The organism is Halomonas sp. BLK-85 (assembly GCF_044792155.1).
Classification (GTDB): domain Bacteria; phylum Pseudomonadota; class Gammaproteobacteria; order Pseudomonadales; family Halomonadaceae; genus Vreelandella.
Genome location: NZ_CP087731.1, coordinates 439,691 through 455,859, shown reverse-complemented (window position 1 = coordinate 455,859; position 16,169 = coordinate 439,691). Strand labels below are relative to the sequence as shown.

Genomic DNA, 16,169 nt, shown 5'->3' with positions numbered 1-16,169 from the left:
TTAATATCTTTAACCATGGCTTTGATATTGCAAGATGTCAATGCCAACGTCGGCATGCAAACAATGATTCAGCGGAGCCCCCCATGCATTCAGAAAGCGTTTCCATTCAAAGCGATGGCTACAAGCTTGACGGTTCTTACTACTGGGAAGAAGGTACCTTGAAGGAGGATTCTCCCGTGGTGATTGTGTGTTCCGGCTTTACGGGCTTGAAGCACATTCACCCAGAGCGCTTTGCTCGCTACCTGACACGTCAGGGCTTTCTATGCGTAGGCTTTGATTATCGCGGCTTTGGTAAAAGCGAGGGCGAGCGCGGCAAGGTGCTGATTGAAGAGCAGGTACGCGATATTGCCAATGTTGTGACGCGCGTTCGCGCGCGAGCCGAGCAGGAAAATCGTCCGCTGGTGCTGGCTGGTTGGGGGATGGCAGGTGGCCTGATATTGGATGCCTACCGTCTGGTAGAAGATCTGGTGGACGCACTGATAAGCATGAATGGCTTTTTTGATGCTGTTCGAGTGCAAAAAGCCCTGCGCGGTGAACTGGGCTGGAAACAATTCCGCCAGTTCATGAATCAGGAGCGGCTGCGTATTGCTCAAGGCGGCGAGCAGCGCAAGCTGGATCCTTTTGATATTTATCCGTTGGATCCGATTTCAAAAGGCTATGTCGACGATGTGCTGTTCAAGACTAACGGCTATGGGGTCATGTCGGATCTCGATTTTGCCGATTCGTTAATTTCATTCTGCCCTGAGGCACATATCGATCAGCGTTTTGCCAAAACGCCACTGCTCATTGCCCATGGCGGCGAAAATGACCTTCACCCCGTCACTGAGGCACATTCTTTGTATGCGGCTTATCCTGGCCCCAAATCACTCTTTTTACTTCCCGAGGGAGGGCACACTGAGTGGATGTTGGATGACAATCCAAAGTTCCAGCACTTTGCAGCACATATCGCCGGTTGGTTGGAAACCAGCGTGTCACCCTTGAACTCTCCCTCTGTTGCCGCCTAATTGCCATGACTGAACCGTCATTTACAGGTTTTTCAAATAAGATTCCCTTCTGTGCGCCGGCAGACCCGGCGCCTGAAGTCCCACGGTTTAAAATACCTCCCGGTGCTGTCGATTGTCATGCCCATGTATTTGGCCCGGCCAAGCGTTATGCGTTTACATCGGAGCGTACCTATACACCTCCTGATGCGTCGCTTGCAGCATACCAAAAGTTGCACCAGTCGCTGGGGATCGAACGCGGCGTGCTGGTGCAGCCTAGTGTCTACGGGCTAGACAATTCAGCGACCCGTGATGCCTTGTGTGCCCTTAGACAGCAAGGGCATGATTATCGAGGGGTTGCGGTCGTCGGTTCAGAAATCAACGAAAGACAGCTTGATGCACTACATCAGGATGGTTTCAGAGGGGTCCGTCTGAATCTCTTGTTCAAAGGTGGGTTACAGTGGAAGGATATTATGTCTCTGTCCGAAAGGCTCGCGGCGCGTCGTTGGCACTTGCAGTTTCTTATCGATGTGTCTGATGTTGATGAGCTTGAGCCGCGGATAAAACAGTTGCCAACACACTGTGTCATTGATCATTTAGGCCACATGGCCGTTGGCAAGGGATTAGAGCACCCTGGGTTTCGGGCACTGTGTAAGCTATTGGCGGATGGTCATGCCTGGGTAAAACTTTCAGGCGCTTACCGCTCAACAAATTGCCAACGATTACCGTACCGGGATGTCGCTCCCTTTGCACGAGCATTGATTAATGCTAATGCTGAGCGTTGTGTCTGGGGGTCTGACTGGCCTCACCCGCATATTTCTGTGCCAATGCCCAATGACGGCCCCCTGCTGGACGAGCTGGCCGAATGGGCACCTGACAGGTACATTCGAAACCGTATTCTGGTCGACAACCCTGAAGCACTCTACTTTGCTGACTCATGAGTTTGTCGATCAATGCCTGCTGCCCAGATCCACTCGCACGATGCGGCTGGTACAAGCATGAGGCCGTCGACAGAGATGCCATCCAGCTATCTGGCTGTTTTGTCACAGTAGATCCTCAATGGCACGACGCATAGCGCCAGACTCCGGGCGTATGTTGGAGGGAAAATGCGCTACCACATCGCCATCGGCTGAGACCAGATACTTGGTGAAATTCCAGCGTGGCGCTTCAGATTGACGTGCCAGTTCCGCAAATACAGGGTGAGCATTTTCGCCTCGTACATGCACAGGTGCCAACATATCAAAGGTCACTCCGAAATTGACGAAACAGACATCAGCAGCGCCTTCTTCGTCAATTTCCTGGTTAAAATCATTGGATGAGAATCCCACGACCGCTAATCCTTCATGGCCATAGCGCTGGTGAAGCGCTTCCAACCCTTCAAACTGACCCGTGTAACCACAGCGGCTGGCGGTGTTGATCATCAGCACGGGACGACCGTCGATCAATGCTTCAAGATTGACAGTCTCACTGGAATGCAATCGGCGCATCTCATGCGCCTGCCAGTCGGCTGCTTGAGCGCTGTTGCTTGGGAAAGGAACCATTAGTGCCACCCCAAAGACGACAGCCAAGCACCTGTTAACCTTGTTAAATGTCGACAGACGGCCAGAAAGCAACCCCATTAGATAACCTCTTTATAGACAAATGGTTTAGAAACCTTCAAGCTTGATATCTAAACAATATTAGAATTAAAAACATTACTGTAAAAGCTTTATATCATATACCCGCTTTTGCAGTCGACTTTGCTCCATCAGTACTTTCCGTTACAAATCCCCTGTATCTTATGCATTTTGCTGGCCTTCATATGGCGTAGCATAAAGCACGACGTATGGATAAGCAGGCGTTTAATTCAAGGCAGGCAGGAATGTCAAAACTGTCAGTATTTTCGAAAGAGCAAAACAATATCAGAAGCTAACAGAAAATCACGAGGAATCAAGGGGCAGGAAAACGGAGGTCTCACAGACTCGCCCCATCATGTACAGAACCGGCTGACCGGAACTGACCCGTACGACTGTGTTATTAGGGGACTCCCGTGAAGCATACCGAACTACCTGTCAACGAAGTAAAGCGTCTTGAAGAGCTGTGGCGATATAGCCTGCACGACCAACAAAACGATCCTGATCTGGATGCTATTACTCAACTGGTTGCAAGCTCTTTTGATGTCCCTATTGTGCTGGTGACATTTGTCGACGAAGAGAGCCAGTGGTTCAAGAGTCGTTTCGGTTTATCTGAGATTCAGACGCCACGCAATATTTCCTTTTGTGCTTACGCTATTCTTGAAGATCAGCCCATTTTTGAAGTCAAGGATACCCTTAAAGATGATCGTTTTTGCGAAAATCCACTGGTTACCGGGCCGCCCTATGCCAGGTATTACGCTGGTGCGGCGTTAATAACACCGGACGGCTTCAAATTGGGCACTTTGTGCATTATTGATTCGCAGCCAAGAGATTTCTCTGCTGCCAAACTTCAGGAACTCAATCTTTTTGCTCACCGTGTTGTCGAGCACCTGGAAGTATTGCGCTTACAACGGCTGCTCAGCATTGTTGACAAGTCGGACGTCGGACTATGGGAATTGGATGTTGGCTCTAACGCAAGCTGGTGGAGCGATACCGTATTCCGTCTTTTTGACACTGATGAGACATGTCGAGGTGAGCACTCACCAAAGGCGACCCTATACGAAGAGGACTCACAAAAAAAGCTCGAAAAAAAGCTTTCAAGAGCCATCACTACCGGGCGTCCGTTTTCCGCCCAGCTGAAGTTAAAACGCCTTTTGCATGTACCGCCAGCCTGGGTCAATGTTACCGCAACTGCTGTTGAAACCAACAGTGAAGTGACGCAACTTGCGGGCACTATCCGCAATATTACCCCGTTAAAGGAAAAAGAGGCTCGCCTGGCTCGCCACGCAAGGCTTGAACAGATCATAAGCGAGTTACAGGAAGAGTTTATTCGTGACAACCAGACAAGTGACACCTTCAAGCATGCGCTGGAAAAGCTGCTGCTTGCCACTGAAAGTGAAGCCGGTTTCATTGGTGAGGTTTGCCACCTTGATGACAGCAGCACACCTCATTTGAAAATGCATGCATTGACTGATATTTCATGGGATACAGCCGAATTCGAAAGCTTCAAGGCAAAGGCTCCCAAAGGCATGGAATTTACGCAGTTAAGGTCGCTTTTTGGTCGCGTTATTCTCGATAAATCAACAGTCATCTCAAACGCGCCTGCCAATGACAAGCGCCGCTCGGATAACCTTCCAGAAGGACACCCAAACCTGGATTGCTTTATTGGACTGCCCGTCATCGATGATTACGGTGACATCATGGCTGTAATAGGTCTGGCGAACCGTAGGTGGGGATTCGATGAAGAATTTGCCCATGAGCTTGCCCCCTTACGGCGAAGGATTGGGCAGCTTATCACGACGATGGCGCTTCGCGATGAACAACGGCTTTCTCATCAGCGCCTGGAAATGGCCGCCCGTGTATTTGATTGCAGTCATAACGCCATCATGATTACTGATTCTGAAAACTGTATTCTCGACATCAATCCGGTTTTTGAAACAGAAACAGGCTACAGCCGTCAGGAAATATTGGGTAAGAACTCGACTTTTCTGACCGCGGATGGTCATCTCCCAACCATTGTTCAACGCCTCTATGAGGCTCAGACACATCATGATTTTTGGGAAGGTGAAGTTATCAACAAGCGAAAGGATGGGGAGCTTTTACCCCAATACCTGTCAATCTCGATTGTACGCAATACTCTGGGCACCATTAGCCACCAAGTGGTTGTTTTTACTGATTTAAGGCGCATAAAGCAACATGATAAAGAGCTTTATCACATCACCCACTTTGATCCTTTGACCCATTTGCCCAATCGCATGCATTTAATGCAGCTGATGCATGAAGCGATCCGTCAACGTAACGGCCACCAGGGACTCGTGATTGCAGTGATTGACCTCGATCGCTTTAACAGCATCAACCAGGTACTTGGATCTGAGAAGGGGGATGCCCTACTGATCGATATCAGCGACAGGCTTACGGATCAGCTGAATAGAGGTGAAGCGGTAGCACGCATGAGTGGTGATGAATTTGGATTGATCCTAATCCACAGCCCAGACCTTCTCGATCGACTAGACAGGCTGTTATCAGAAATTGTGACCGTCCAGTCGCTGCCGACCGGTAACCAGCTGACAATCACCGCCAGCATGGGAGTGACCTTCTATCCTGATGATAACGCCGATCCAGACACGCTTTTACGTCATGCCGATCAGGCTATGTACCGCGCCAAGGAAGAGGGCGGCGACCGTTATATTATCTTTAACACTGACCATGAACAGCAACTCAAGTCGGCCCAGCAGCTACGTAAGGATATTGCCCATGGGTTGCTGAACAATGAGTTCGTGCTTGAATTACAGCCACAGGTTGATGCCGAAACCCTTGAGCTGGTGGGCGTGGAAGCCCTTATTCGCTGGCACCACCCCACAGGCCTGCGTATGCCTGACGACTTTCTGCCCTATATCGTCAATTCTGTTCTTGAACATGATATTGATGAATGGGTTGTCATGCAGGCATTCAAGTTACTTGATCGGTGGCGGTTGGAGGCACCGGGTCTCAGCCTTAGTGTCAACCTGACCCCCCAGACACTGGCCAATAAAACCTTGATCGCCATGCTGGATGGTGCATTGCGCTGCTACCCGGATGTTGACATGAATCGGTTGCATGTAGAGGTGCTCGAGTCAGCGGCCATTGAAGAACTTAATATTGCAACAGATGTGATGAAAGCCTGTCAGGCACGTGGCGTTCGTGTGGCATTGGATGACTTTGGAACAGGTTACTCATCACTAACTTACCTTAAAGGTCTACCCGCCGATATTGTCAAGATTGACCGTAGCTTTGTCATCGACATGCTGGATAGTGCCGACGATCTCGCCATCGTTGAAAGCGTTATCTATCTGGCAAAACGTTTTAATAAAACTGTTGTGGCAGAAGGTGTCGAAACCAAGGCACATATCGAAGCCCTGCATCGCCTTGGTTGCGATATTCTTCAAGGCTACGGAATTGCCAAACCCATGTCGGTTGAACAGTTCAATGCCTGGCGAAACCAGCTCAGTCGTGTCTGAGACGATTACGTCCAGAAAGCCTCGGCCTGCGCGAGCATGGCAGATCCATTCGGAATCAGGAGGAAATATTCGTGACAGCACAAATCAGCACTAGGCCCTGTCATTGCTCAGAAACTTATCAAGAGTATTTGAGAGGATGTCGATCTGAATGGGTTTCGTTAGGACATCCTGCATTCCGGCATCAAGACACACCTGATGAGCTTCTATTGAGGTGTCAGCAGTAAAACCAAGGACAGGTAGACAGCAACCTTGGGCACGGATGTTTCGAGTGGTATCAGGCCCGTCCATGACGGGCATATGCATATCCATCAAAATCAGATCTATATTTGCAGATGCCAGCGCTTCCATACCCTCCTGACCATTGTTAGCCAGAACCACTGTGTAGCCTAAACTTGTTAATACCTTACGTGCGATCATCTGGTTGAGTGGATCATCTTCAACCACCATAATCACAGTAGTTGGCATAGGCTGCGGTCGATTAAAACGCGCTATTTTATCGTGTTGACCTTTTTTTCTGACAAGACTGCTACTCGCGTCAAGCAACCGACTGACAGTGGATTTGATCTGCATAAGCCCCCCATGTTTTAAAGACACAACAGATTACAATTATCGATAAAGATCCAGCCTAGGATATTTATCCCCCGCAGACTGAAAACAATTGCAACTACACACAGCAAAACGCCCCGGGCACAGTGTGCACGGGGCGTTTCTTGATAAGTGCCTGACGAGGATCCGCGCCGGGCTGCCGGGACGCTCCATGGGGAGACCCTTTTTTTCCTTACGCCCTACAAACAAAAAACCCAGCCGATGGGCTGGGTTTTTTACGGTATAAGTGCCTGACGATGACCTACTCTCGCATGGGGAGGCCCCACACTACCATCGGCGCTAAGCGGTTTCACTGCTGAGTTCGGCAAGGGATCAGGTGGTTCCCACTCGCTATGGTCGTCAGGCGTAACAGGTGATATAGCAAGCTGATTCAGCGGCGTTCTGGGCCACTGCGTAATGTCTGTGATCGTCTCTTCGTATCCGGCTTTCTTGCGTTTCGCTTTCTTGCTGTTGCAAGTTCTGCTGTTGCAAGCTCTGCGCTTTCGCGTGTCGTTATCATCGGCTTCAGACCCCTTGGGTGTTATAGGGTCAAGCCTCACGGGCCATTAGTACACGTTAGCTCAACGCCTTGCAGCGCTTCCACACCGTGCCTATCAACCAGCTGGTCTCGCTGGGCCCTTCAGGAGGCTCTAGGCCTCAGGGATGTCTCATCTTGAAGGGGGCTTCCCGCTTAGATGCTTTCAGCGGTTATCCCGTCCGCACTTAGCTACCCGGCAATGCCACTGGCGTGACAACCGGAACACCAGAGGTGCGTCCACTCCGGTCCTCTCGTACTAGGAGCAGCCCTTCTCAAACATCCTACGCCCACGGCAGATAGGGACCGAACTGTCTCACGACGTTCTAAACCCAGCTCGCGTACCACTTTAAATGGCGAACAGCCATACCCTTGGGACCGACTTCAGCCCCAGGATGTGATGAGCCGACATCGAGGTGCCAAACACCGCCGTCGATGTGAACTCTTGGGCGGTATCAGCCTGTTATCCCCGGAGTACCTTTTATCCGTTGAGCGATGGCCCTTCCATACAGAACCACCGGATCACTAGAACCTGCTTTCGCACCTGCTCGACGTGTCTGTCTCGCAGTCAAGCACCCTTATGCTCTTGCACTCATTGCACGATGTCCGACCGTGCTGAGGGTACCTTCGTGCTCCTCCGTTACGCTTTGGGAGGAGACCGCCCCAGTCAAACTACCCACCACACACTGTCCTCGATCCGGATAACGGACCTGAGTGAGAACGCCCATGATGCCAGGCTGGTATTTCAAGGTTGGCTCCCCCCGAACTGGCGTCCGGGGTTCCAAGCCTCCCAGCTATCCTACACAGGCAACATCAGCGTCCAGTGTGAAGCTATAGTAAAGGTTCACGGGGTCTTTCCGTCTAGCCGCGGGTACACCGCATCTTCACGGCGATTTCAATTTCACTGAGTCTCGGGTGGAGACAGCGTGGCCATCATTACGCCATTCGTGCAGGTCGGAACTTACCCGACAAGGAATTTCGCTACCTTAGGACCGTTATAGTTACGGCCGCCGTTTACCGGGGCTTCGATCAGGAGCTTCTCCGAGGATAACACCATCACTTAACCTTCCGGCACCGGGCAGGCGTCACACCCTATACGTCGTCTTGCGACTTGGCAGAGTGCTGTGTTTTTACTAAACAGTTGCAGCCACCTGGTATCTTCGACCGGTTCGGGCTCGAGGAGCAAGTCCTGTCACCCTAGGCCGGCGTGCCTTCTCCCGAAGTTACGGCACCATTTTGCCTAGTTCCTTCACCCGAGTTCTCTCAAGCGCCTGGGGATTCTCACCCTGACCACCTGTGTCGGTTTGGGGTACGGTCGCACATGATCTGAAGCTTAGAGGCTTTTCCTGGAAGCGTGGCATCGATGACTTCCTGACCGTGGTCAGTTCGTTTCGCATCTCGGCGTTGAGCACCCGGATTTACCTGAGCGCTCGGCCTACATGCTTTCACCAGGACAACCAACGCCTGGCTCACCTAGCCTTCTCCGTCCCCCCATCGCAATCATGTCCGGTACGGGAATATTGACCCGTTTCCCATCGACTACGCCTTTCGGCCTCGCCTTAGGGGCCGACTCACTCTGCTCCGATTAGCGTCGAACAGAAACCCTTGGTCTTCCGGCGAGGGTGTTTTTCACACCCTTTATCGTTACTCATGTCAGCATTCGCACTCGTGATACCTCCAGCAAGCTTCTCAACTCACCTTCATTGGCGTACACGACGCTCCTCTACCGCTCACACCTAAGTGTGAACCCGTAGCTTCGGTACCTGATTTAGCCCCGTTACATCTTCCGCGCAGGCCGACTCGACTAGTGAGCTATTACGCTTTCTTTAAAGGATGGCTGCTTCTAAGCCAACCTCCTAGCTGTCTGAGCCTTCCCACATCGTTTCCCACTTAATCAGGATTTCGGGACCTTAGCTGACGGTCTGGGTTGTTTCCCTTTTCACAACGGACGTTAGCACCCGCTGTGTGTCTCCCACGCGTCACTCACCGGTATTCGGAGTTTGCCTCGGGTTGGTAAGTCGGGATGACCCCCTAGCCGAAACAGTGCTCTACCCCCGGTGGTGCTGCCTGAGGCGCTACCTAAATAGCTTTCGAGGAGAACCAGCTATCTCCGAGCTTGATTAGCCTTTCACTCCGATCCACAAGTCATCCAAATCTTTTTCAACAGATCCTGGTTCGGGCCTCCAATTGATGTTACTCAATCTTCACCCTGCTCATGGATAGATCGCTCGGTTTCGGGTCTATATCCCGCGACTGCTTCGCCCAGTTAAGACTCGCTTTCGCTACGGCTCCCCTAATCGGTTAACCTTGCCACGGAATATAAGTCGCTGACCCATTATACAAAAGGTACGCCGTCACGGAACATGTCCGCTCCGACTGCTTGTACGCACACGGTTTCAGGGTCTATTTCACTCCCCTCTCCGGGGTTCTTTTCGCCTTTCCCTCACGGTACTGGTTCACTATCGGTCAGCCAGGAGTATTTAGCCTTGGAGGATGGTCCCCCCGTCTTCAGTCAAGGTTTCTCGTGCCCCGACCTACTCGATTTCACATGATCAGATTTTCGACTATGGGGCTATCACCCGCTATGGCCGCGCTTCCCAGCGCCTTCGTCTAATCAGTCACATGCTTAAGGGCTGCTCCCCGTTCGCTCGCCGCTACTGGGGGAATCTCGGTTGATTTCTTTTCCTCAGGGTACTTAGATGTTTCAGTTCCCCTGGTTCGCCTCTTGCGCCTATGTGTTCAGCGCAAGATACTCACCTGTTGGTGAGTGGGTTTCCCCATTCAGAAATGCCCGGGTCACAGGTTGTTTGCCACCTCGCCGAGCCTTATCGCAGGCTTCCACGTCTTTCATCGCCTCTGGCTGCCTAGGCATCCACCGTGTGCGCTTCATTGCTTGACCCTATAACCCGAAGGAGTCTGGTCGCACAATGATAACGAGTGCCGGATACGCTTGAGACGTATCACATAACACTATTACGTACACCTTCGTCGGGCAGGGACTCACCACGCGGGGCGTTGTGAATCGCTGACCTTCAAAAGGTTTATCAGCTTTGCTATATCTTGTTAAAGAGCGACTGCTAGACGCAGTGATAAAGGAACCGATGAGGAAAATATTTTTCCTCCAACCGCGTCTGTTGCCAGAGGCGTAGGTTCATTTATCACTGCGCAAGGGCAGCGACGATCTGATCAGGTAATTCATTGTGAGCGCTTACCGCGAGGGATGATGCATCGTTTAAGGAGGTGATCCAGCCGCAGGTTCCCCTACGGCTACCTTGTTACGACTTCACCCCAGTCATGAACCACACCGTGGTGATCGCCCTCTTGCGTTAGGCTAACCACTTCTGGTGCAGTCCACTCCCATGGTGTGACGGGCGGTGTGTACAAGGCCCGGGAACGTATTCACCGTGCCATTCTGATGCACGATTACTAGCGATTCCGACTTCACGGAGTCGAGTTGCAGACTCCGATCCGGACTGAGACCGGCTTTAAGGGATTCGCTGACTCTCGCGAGTTCGCAACCCTTTGTACCGGCCATTGTAGCACGTGTGTAGCCCTACTCGTAAGGGCCATGATGACTTGACGTCGTCCCCACCTTCCTCCGGTTTGTCACCGGCAGTCTCCTTAGAGTTCCCACCATTACGTGCTGGCAAATAAGGACAAGGGTTGCGCTCGTTACGGGACTTAACCCAACATTTCACAACACGAGCTGACGACAGCCATGCAGCACCTGTCTCTGCGCTCCCGAAGGCACCAAGGTATCTCTACCAAGTTCGCAGGATGTCAAGAGTAGGTAAGGTTCTTCGCGTTGCATCGAATTAAACCACATGCTCCACCGCTTGTGCGGGCCCCCGTCAATTCATTTGAGTTTTAACCTTGCGGCCGTACTCCCCAGGCGGTCGACTTATCGCGTTAACTTCGCCACAAAGTGCGCTAGGCACCCAACGGCTGGTCGACATCGTTTACGGCGTGGACTACCAGGGTATCTAATCCTGTTTGCTACCCACGCTTTCGCACCTCAGTGTCAGTGTCAGTCCAGAAGGCCGCCTTCGCCACTGGTATTCCTCCCGATCTCTACGCATTTCACCGCTACACCGGGAATTCTACCTTCCTCTCCTGCACTCTAGCCTGACAGTTCCGGATGCCGTTCCCAGGTTGAGCCCGGGGCTTTCACAACCGGCTTATCAAGCCACCTACGCGCGCTTTACGCCCAGTAATTCCGATTAACGCTTGCACCCTCCGTATTACCGCGGCTGCTGGCACGGAGTTAGCCGGTGCTTCTTCTGCGAGTGATGTCTTTCCTGGCGGGTATTAACCGCCAGGCGTTCTTCCTCGCTGAAAGTGCTTTACAACCCGAGGGCCTTCTTCACACACGCGGCATGGCTGGATCAGGGTTGCCCCCATTGTCCAATATTCCCCACTGCTGCCTCCCGTAGGAGTTCGGGCCGTGTCTCAGTCCCGATGTGGCTGATCATCCTCTCAGACCAGCTACGGATCGTCGCCTTGGTGAGCCATTACCTCACCAACCAGCTAATCCGGCATAGGCTCATCCGATAGCGGGAGCCAAGGCCCCCTTTCTCCCGTAGGACGTATGCGGTATTAGCCTGAGTTTCCCCAGGTTATCCCCCACTATCGGGTAAATTCCTATGCGTTACTCACCCGTCCGCCGCTCGTCAGCATCCAGCAAGCTGGATCTGTTACCGCTCGACTTGCATGTGTTAGGCCTGCCGCCAGCGTTCAATCTGAGCCATGATCAAACTCTTCAGTTTAAAATCATTGTGATGCTTACCTGTCACCCTGGGGCAACAGAAGCGCATCAAACTTGGCTCAAGGGTCAAACGAATTCATTTCAATTTACATTGCCATGACCGCTTGCCTTGATAATGGGTGATTTATCACCCTCATCGGCAAGCGCCCACATGAATTACCTGATCAAATTGTTAAAGAGCTTTTCGCGAGGCGGCGATACTGCCTTGCCAGTCGATGACCTGATTGGCTTGCCTCAGCGAGGAAGACATATTCTACGGATTCCTGTGTGTTTGTCAACGGCTGATTTCAGCGAATTCGCCAGCGTGCTTTATTACCACCACTCGCTAACTTATTGACAAACCGAAGGTTTTACCTTCATCCACCGCAGGTGACAGTGAGCGTCCCCGGCAGCGGATGCGTACTTTACGTATTTTACTGCAGTAAGGCAAGCGCCAATAAAAAAGATTTTAAAAAAAAGTTCAGGCAAGTGTCACGCGGGCGTAACGTTTCTTGCCCGCCTGGACAACGTAAGCGTTACCTGTTGCCAGCATCGTATCCTGGGCAACGACGTCACCGTCGACTTTGACACTGCCGTTTTTCAGCATGTCTTTGGCCTGGGCGCTGTTCTTGGTCAGACCAGAGCGATTAAGAACGGCGGCAATAGGGGCTTGCTCACCACCACCAAAATCCACTTCTACTTCAGGCAGGTCGGCTGGCAGTTCACCCTCCGCCAACTGGTTGCCCGCAGATTTATGTGCGTTAGCCGCCGCCTCATCACCGTGGTAACGGGCAATCAGCTCACGTGCCAGCTCCATCTTGATATCACGCGGATTACCACCCTGTTCGGCGCTCTGTCTGAGAGCATCGATTTCTTCATTGGATTTTAAGGAGAGAAGATCAAAATAGCGCCACATCAAACTATCGGGCATCGACACCAGTTTATTGAACATGGCACCCGGTGCTTCATCGACGCCCACATAGTTATCCAACGACTTGGACATTTTCTGTACGCCATCCAGCCCCTCGAGCAACGGCATGGTGATGACTACCTGCGGCTCCTGACCAAAATGCTTTTGTATTTCCCGCCCCATCAGCAGATTGAACTTCTGATCAGTCCCCCCGAGTTCGACATCAGCTTCCAGAGCCACAGAGTCATACCCTTGAACAAGCGGATAAAGAAACTCGTGAATGGCAATTGACTGATTGGCCCGGTAGCGCTTCTCAAAATCGTCGCGTTCAAGCATGCGTGCCACCGTACTTTGCGCCGCCAGCTCAATCATCTTGGCGGCAGTTAGCTCACCAAACCACTCGGCATTAAAGCGTACTTCGGTTTTCTCGGGGTCAAGAATCTTGAAAACCTGCTCCTTGTAGGTTTCAGCATTGGTCTTTACATCTGCTTCGGTCAGTGGCTTGCGGGTGACATTCTTACCCGTGGGGTCACCAATACGTCCGGTGAAATCACCAATCAGAAAAATAACCGTATGGCCGAGATCCTGAAACTGACGCATCTTGGTCAGTAAGACGCTGTGCCCCAAGTGCAGATCAGGCGCGGTGGGGTCAAATCCGGCTTTGATACGCAGTTTGCGTCCAGAAGCAAGCTTTTGTATAAGCTCATCTTCTACCAGAATTTCATGCGTACCGCGCGACAACAATGCCAGCGCCTGATCCACCTCACTCATTGCCTCTTCTCTCCGTTAGACTCGAATCGCCCATGCAGGACGCTAAACTGATCAATAATGGATAATGTTATCATGATCATTCTACGGGGTTGAGCTTTTGCAAACGGATAACCCGGCAATTTACCGGCAACGGGCATCAACATTGTTTCGTAGCGTGTAGCCACTTGACTGAATCACAGGGATGCCCCATGCACCTTTCACCACAGCACTCTTTGCAGCAAGGCTTGCCACAGCACTATATCGGTTTAATGTCGGGCACCAGCCTGGACAGCATTGATGCCGCATTGATTGAAATCACGCCCAGTGCCTTCCCTCGGCTGGTCGCTACCTGTGCCCTGGCCATCCCTGCCAACTTGCGCGAGCAGTTGTTGACACTATGCCATAGTGACCACGCTCTGTTTTCTCAGCTGGCGTCTGCAGAGCAGGCTTTTTGTGAACTACAGGCCAGGGCAGTCAAAGACTTATTGACAGCCGCGCAGCTTGATGATGACGCCATCAGTGCCATAGGCAGCCACGGCCAGACCATTGAACATGCGCCAGGCGGCCACAACGCGGGTCCGGCCTATACCCTGCAACTGGATAACCCAAGCCTGCTGGCTGAACTGACAGGGTGTACCGTCGTTGCCGATTTCCGCCGGCGTGATCTAGCCGCTGGCGGACAGGCAGCCCCTCTGGCGCCAGCGTTTCACCAGGCGTTGTTCCAGGGTGAACACCAACCTCATGCAGTCCTTAATCTGGGTGGCTTTGCCAATGTTACCTGGCTACCCGCTGGCAATAGTATGCCCCTGGGCTTCGACACCGGGCCGGCCAATGTACTTCTGGACGCCTGGTATCAGCGTCACCATATTGATGCACTGTTTGACCGTGACGGCCATTGGGCGAGTGGTGGCGACGTTGACCCATTGCTTCTGGCGCGCTTATTGAGTGAACCCTTTTTTCATCAGCCACCCCCACGAAGCACTGGGCGTGAGCGGTTTCATTTGCCCTGGCTGGAAAGTCATCTGACCGGCCAAGAGCTCGCTCAAGACGTGCAAACCACCCTGGCTGAGCTGACCGCAAGAAGTGTGGCTGAGGGTATTCAACAACTTGCCCGGCATCAGCCGTTCAGGCTGATAGTTGCCGGGGGTGGTGCGCACAATGGTGACCTGTGCAGGCGTATTGCTGACAACCTGCCTCAAGCGACCTTGGCGACGCCTGACGCATGGGGCTGGCCAGCAGACTGGATTGAAGCGGGCGCATTTGCCTGGCTGGCATATCGACGCTTGTATCACTTCCCAGGTAACCTGCCCAGCGTAACGGGCGCTGCAGGCCCTCGCGTACTGGGCGGCATCTACGCGCCTTAATCTTCCCCTGCTCACCCGGGTCAATAATCGTCTTCATCACGCAATGCCAATCCACTGGGCACCCTGCTTTCCAGGCCAGTGGCCGCTTTACTATCGGCACCACCGAATTTCATCATCATGCGTAAGTCATTGGCAGAATCGGCATGCGCCAGCGCAACGTCAGCACTGACCTTACCCGCATTGAAAAGATCAAAAAGTGCCTGATCAAACGTCTGCATACCATCATCACGGGATTTCGCCATAGCAGACTTGATCTCGCCCACGTCACCTTTACTGATCAGGTCGGCAATGCGTGGCGAGCGCAGCATGATCTCTACAGCGGCCGAGCGACCGCCAGCTTGATCAGGTAGCAACTGCTGTGCCACCACCGCCTTCAGATTAAGCGACAAGTCCATCCAGATCTGTTCGTGACGTTCATGAGGGAAAAAGTGGATAATCCGCTCCAGCGCCTGGTTAGCATTGTTAGCGTGCAAGGTCGCCAGGCATAAATGACCTGTCTCGGCAAACGTCAGCGCATGCTCCATGGTTTCTCGCGTGCGAATCTCACCAATCAAAATCACATCAGGCGCCTGACGCAAGGTGTTCTTCAGGGCAACTTCAAAGGATTCAGTATCAATCCCGACTTCGCGCTGATTGATAATCGCCCGCTTGTGGGGGTGGAGATACTCGATCGGATCTTCAACGCTGATTATGTGTCCACCCAGTGTTTCATTGCGCTGCTGGATCATGGCCGCCAGGGTCGTCGACTTGCCCGTACCGGTCCCGCCGACCACCAGTACCAGGCCGCGATTCTCCTGTGCCAGGGAGGCCAGCATTGCTGGCATGCCCAACTGTTCAAGCTTGGGAATTTCATGGCTGATGCGCCGCACCACCATTGCCAACTGGTTGCGCTGCTGGAAGGCGCTGACCCTGAAGCGGCCTTTATCTTCAATGCTCAGCGCAAAATTGGCTTCACGCTCCTGCTGAAAACGCGAGCGCAGGCCTTCAGGAAGGGTATGCATCACCAACTCCCTTACCTGATGGTCATTCAGGCCCTGCTGGCCAAGCGGCACCAGACCGTCAGGCGTTTTCAGGCTGGGTGGCGCACCCACGGACACCAGGAGGTCCGACGCCTGCTGTTCGACCATGATATCCAGCAGCTGGTGTAACCATTCTGTGGGCGTCACGCTTTGGCTCATCACATCCTCCTAA

Annotated in this window: 8 protein-coding genes and 3 rRNA genes; 4 read left to right on the top strand and 7 right to left on the bottom strand. The window is 52.5% G+C overall.

Features of this window, described 5'->3' with window-relative positions; all coding sequences use genetic code 11:
• Nucleotides 1–83: 83 nt before the first annotated feature.
• Together LL947_RS02000 and LL947_RS01995 are read left to right on the top strand one after the other, a co-directional pair.
• Nucleotides 84–1,004, top strand: a complete 921-nt coding sequence (locus tag LL947_RS02000) for an alpha/beta hydrolase (RefSeq protein WP_404415777.1) — start codon at nucleotides 84–86, stop codon at nucleotides 1,002–1,004.
• Nucleotides 1,005–1,009: 5 nt separating this feature from the next.
• The gene (locus LL947_RS01995; RefSeq protein WP_499834359.1) at nucleotides 1,010–1,921 is read left to right on the top strand and encodes an amidohydrolase family protein; all 912 of its coding nucleotides are present in this window, start codon (nucleotides 1,010–1,012) and stop codon (nucleotides 1,919–1,921) included.
• Nucleotides 1,922–2,023: 102 nt separating this feature from the next.
• Here the strand turns inward: LL947_RS01995 and LL947_RS01990 are convergent, their stop codons facing one another.
• Nucleotides 2,024–2,467: a glutathione peroxidase gene (locus LL947_RS01990; RefSeq protein ID WP_499833776.1), complete on the bottom strand. Its 444-nt coding sequence runs from the start codon at nucleotides 2,465–2,467 to the stop codon at nucleotides 2,024–2,026.
• 542 nt (nucleotides 2,468–3,009) lie between these two features.
• Here LL947_RS01990 and LL947_RS01985 point away from each other — a divergent pair.
• Nucleotides 3,010–6,090, top strand: a complete 3,081-nt coding sequence (locus LL947_RS01985; RefSeq protein WP_499833775.1) for an EAL domain-containing protein — start codon at nucleotides 3,010–3,012, stop codon at nucleotides 6,088–6,090.
• Between the two features lie 90 nt (nucleotides 6,091–6,180).
• Here the strand turns inward: LL947_RS01985 and LL947_RS01980 are convergent, their stop codons facing one another.
• The 5 genes from LL947_RS01980 to tyrS all read right to left on the bottom strand — a co-directional run bounded on the left by LL947_RS01980 (nucleotide 6,181) and on the right by tyrS (nucleotide 13,635).
• The gene (locus tag LL947_RS01980) at nucleotides 6,181–6,660 is read right to left on the bottom strand and encodes a response regulator (protein ID WP_404415766.1); all 480 of its coding nucleotides are present in this window, start codon (nucleotides 6,658–6,660) and stop codon (nucleotides 6,181–6,183) included.
• Between the two features lie 264 nt (nucleotides 6,661–6,924).
• Nucleotides 6,925–7,040 (bottom strand): 5S ribosomal RNA (gene rrf, locus LL947_RS01975).
• A gap of 180 nt (nucleotides 7,041–7,220) precedes the next feature.
• A 23S ribosomal RNA gene (locus LL947_RS01970) occupies nucleotides 7,221–10,109 on the bottom strand.
• A gap of 334 nt (nucleotides 10,110–10,443) precedes the next feature.
• Nucleotides 10,444–11,976: ribosomal RNA gene (locus tag LL947_RS01965) — 16S ribosomal RNA — on the bottom strand.
• The 16S, 23S and 5S rRNA genes sit together here, the layout of an rRNA operon.
• A gap of 459 nt (nucleotides 11,977–12,435) precedes the next feature.
• The gene (gene tyrS, locus LL947_RS01960) at nucleotides 12,436–13,635 is read right to left on the bottom strand and encodes a tyrosine--tRNA ligase (protein ID WP_499833774.1); all 1,200 of its coding nucleotides are present in this window, start codon (nucleotides 13,633–13,635) and stop codon (nucleotides 12,436–12,438) included.
• 188 nt (nucleotides 13,636–13,823) lie between these two features.
• On the opposite strand from tyrS, the gene LL947_RS01955 reads away from it, so the two are divergent.
• Nucleotides 13,824–14,978: an anhydro-N-acetylmuramic acid kinase gene (locus tag LL947_RS01955; RefSeq protein ID WP_499833773.1), complete on the top strand. Its 1,155-nt coding sequence runs from the start codon at nucleotides 13,824–13,826 to the stop codon at nucleotides 14,976–14,978.
• 20 nt (nucleotides 14,979–14,998) lie between these two features.
• On the opposite strand, the gene LL947_RS01950 is transcribed toward LL947_RS01955, so the two are convergent.
• On the bottom strand, nucleotides 14,999–16,156 hold the full coding sequence (locus tag LL947_RS01950) for a PilT/PilU family type 4a pilus ATPase (protein ID WP_404415757.1): 1,158 nt from the start codon (nucleotides 16,154–16,156) through the stop codon (nucleotides 14,999–15,001).
• Nucleotides 16,157–16,169: the final 13 nt, after the last annotated feature.

What these genes read in the sequence shown, in the direction of transcription:
- LL947_RS02000 (WP_404415777.1), top strand. Translation starts at nt 84, where the DNA reads ATGCATTCAGAAAGCGTTTCCATTCAAAGCGATGGCTACAAGCTTGAC.
- LL947_RS01995 (WP_499834359.1), top strand. Translation starts at nt 1,010, where the DNA reads ATGACTGAACCGTCATTTACAGGTTTTTCAAATAAGATTCCCTTCTGT.
- LL947_RS01990 (WP_499833776.1), bottom strand. Translation starts at nt 2,467, where the DNA reads ATGCGCCGATTGCATTCCAGTGAGACTGTCAATCTTGAAGCATTGATC.
- LL947_RS01980 (WP_404415766.1), bottom strand. Translation starts at nt 6,660, where the DNA reads ATGCAGATCAAATCCACTGTCAGTCGGTTGCTTGACGCGAGTAGCAGT.
- tyrS (WP_499833774.1), bottom strand. Translation starts at nt 13,635, where the DNA reads ATGAGTGAGGTGGATCAGGCGCTGGCATTGTTGTCGCGCGGTACGCAT.
- LL947_RS01955 (WP_499833773.1), top strand. Translation starts at nt 13,824, where the DNA reads ATGCACCTTTCACCACAGCACTCTTTGCAGCAAGGCTTGCCACAGCAC.
- LL947_RS01950 (WP_404415757.1), bottom strand. Translation starts at nt 16,156, where the DNA reads ATGAGCCAAAGCGTGACGCCCACAGAATGGTTACACCAGCTGCTGGAT.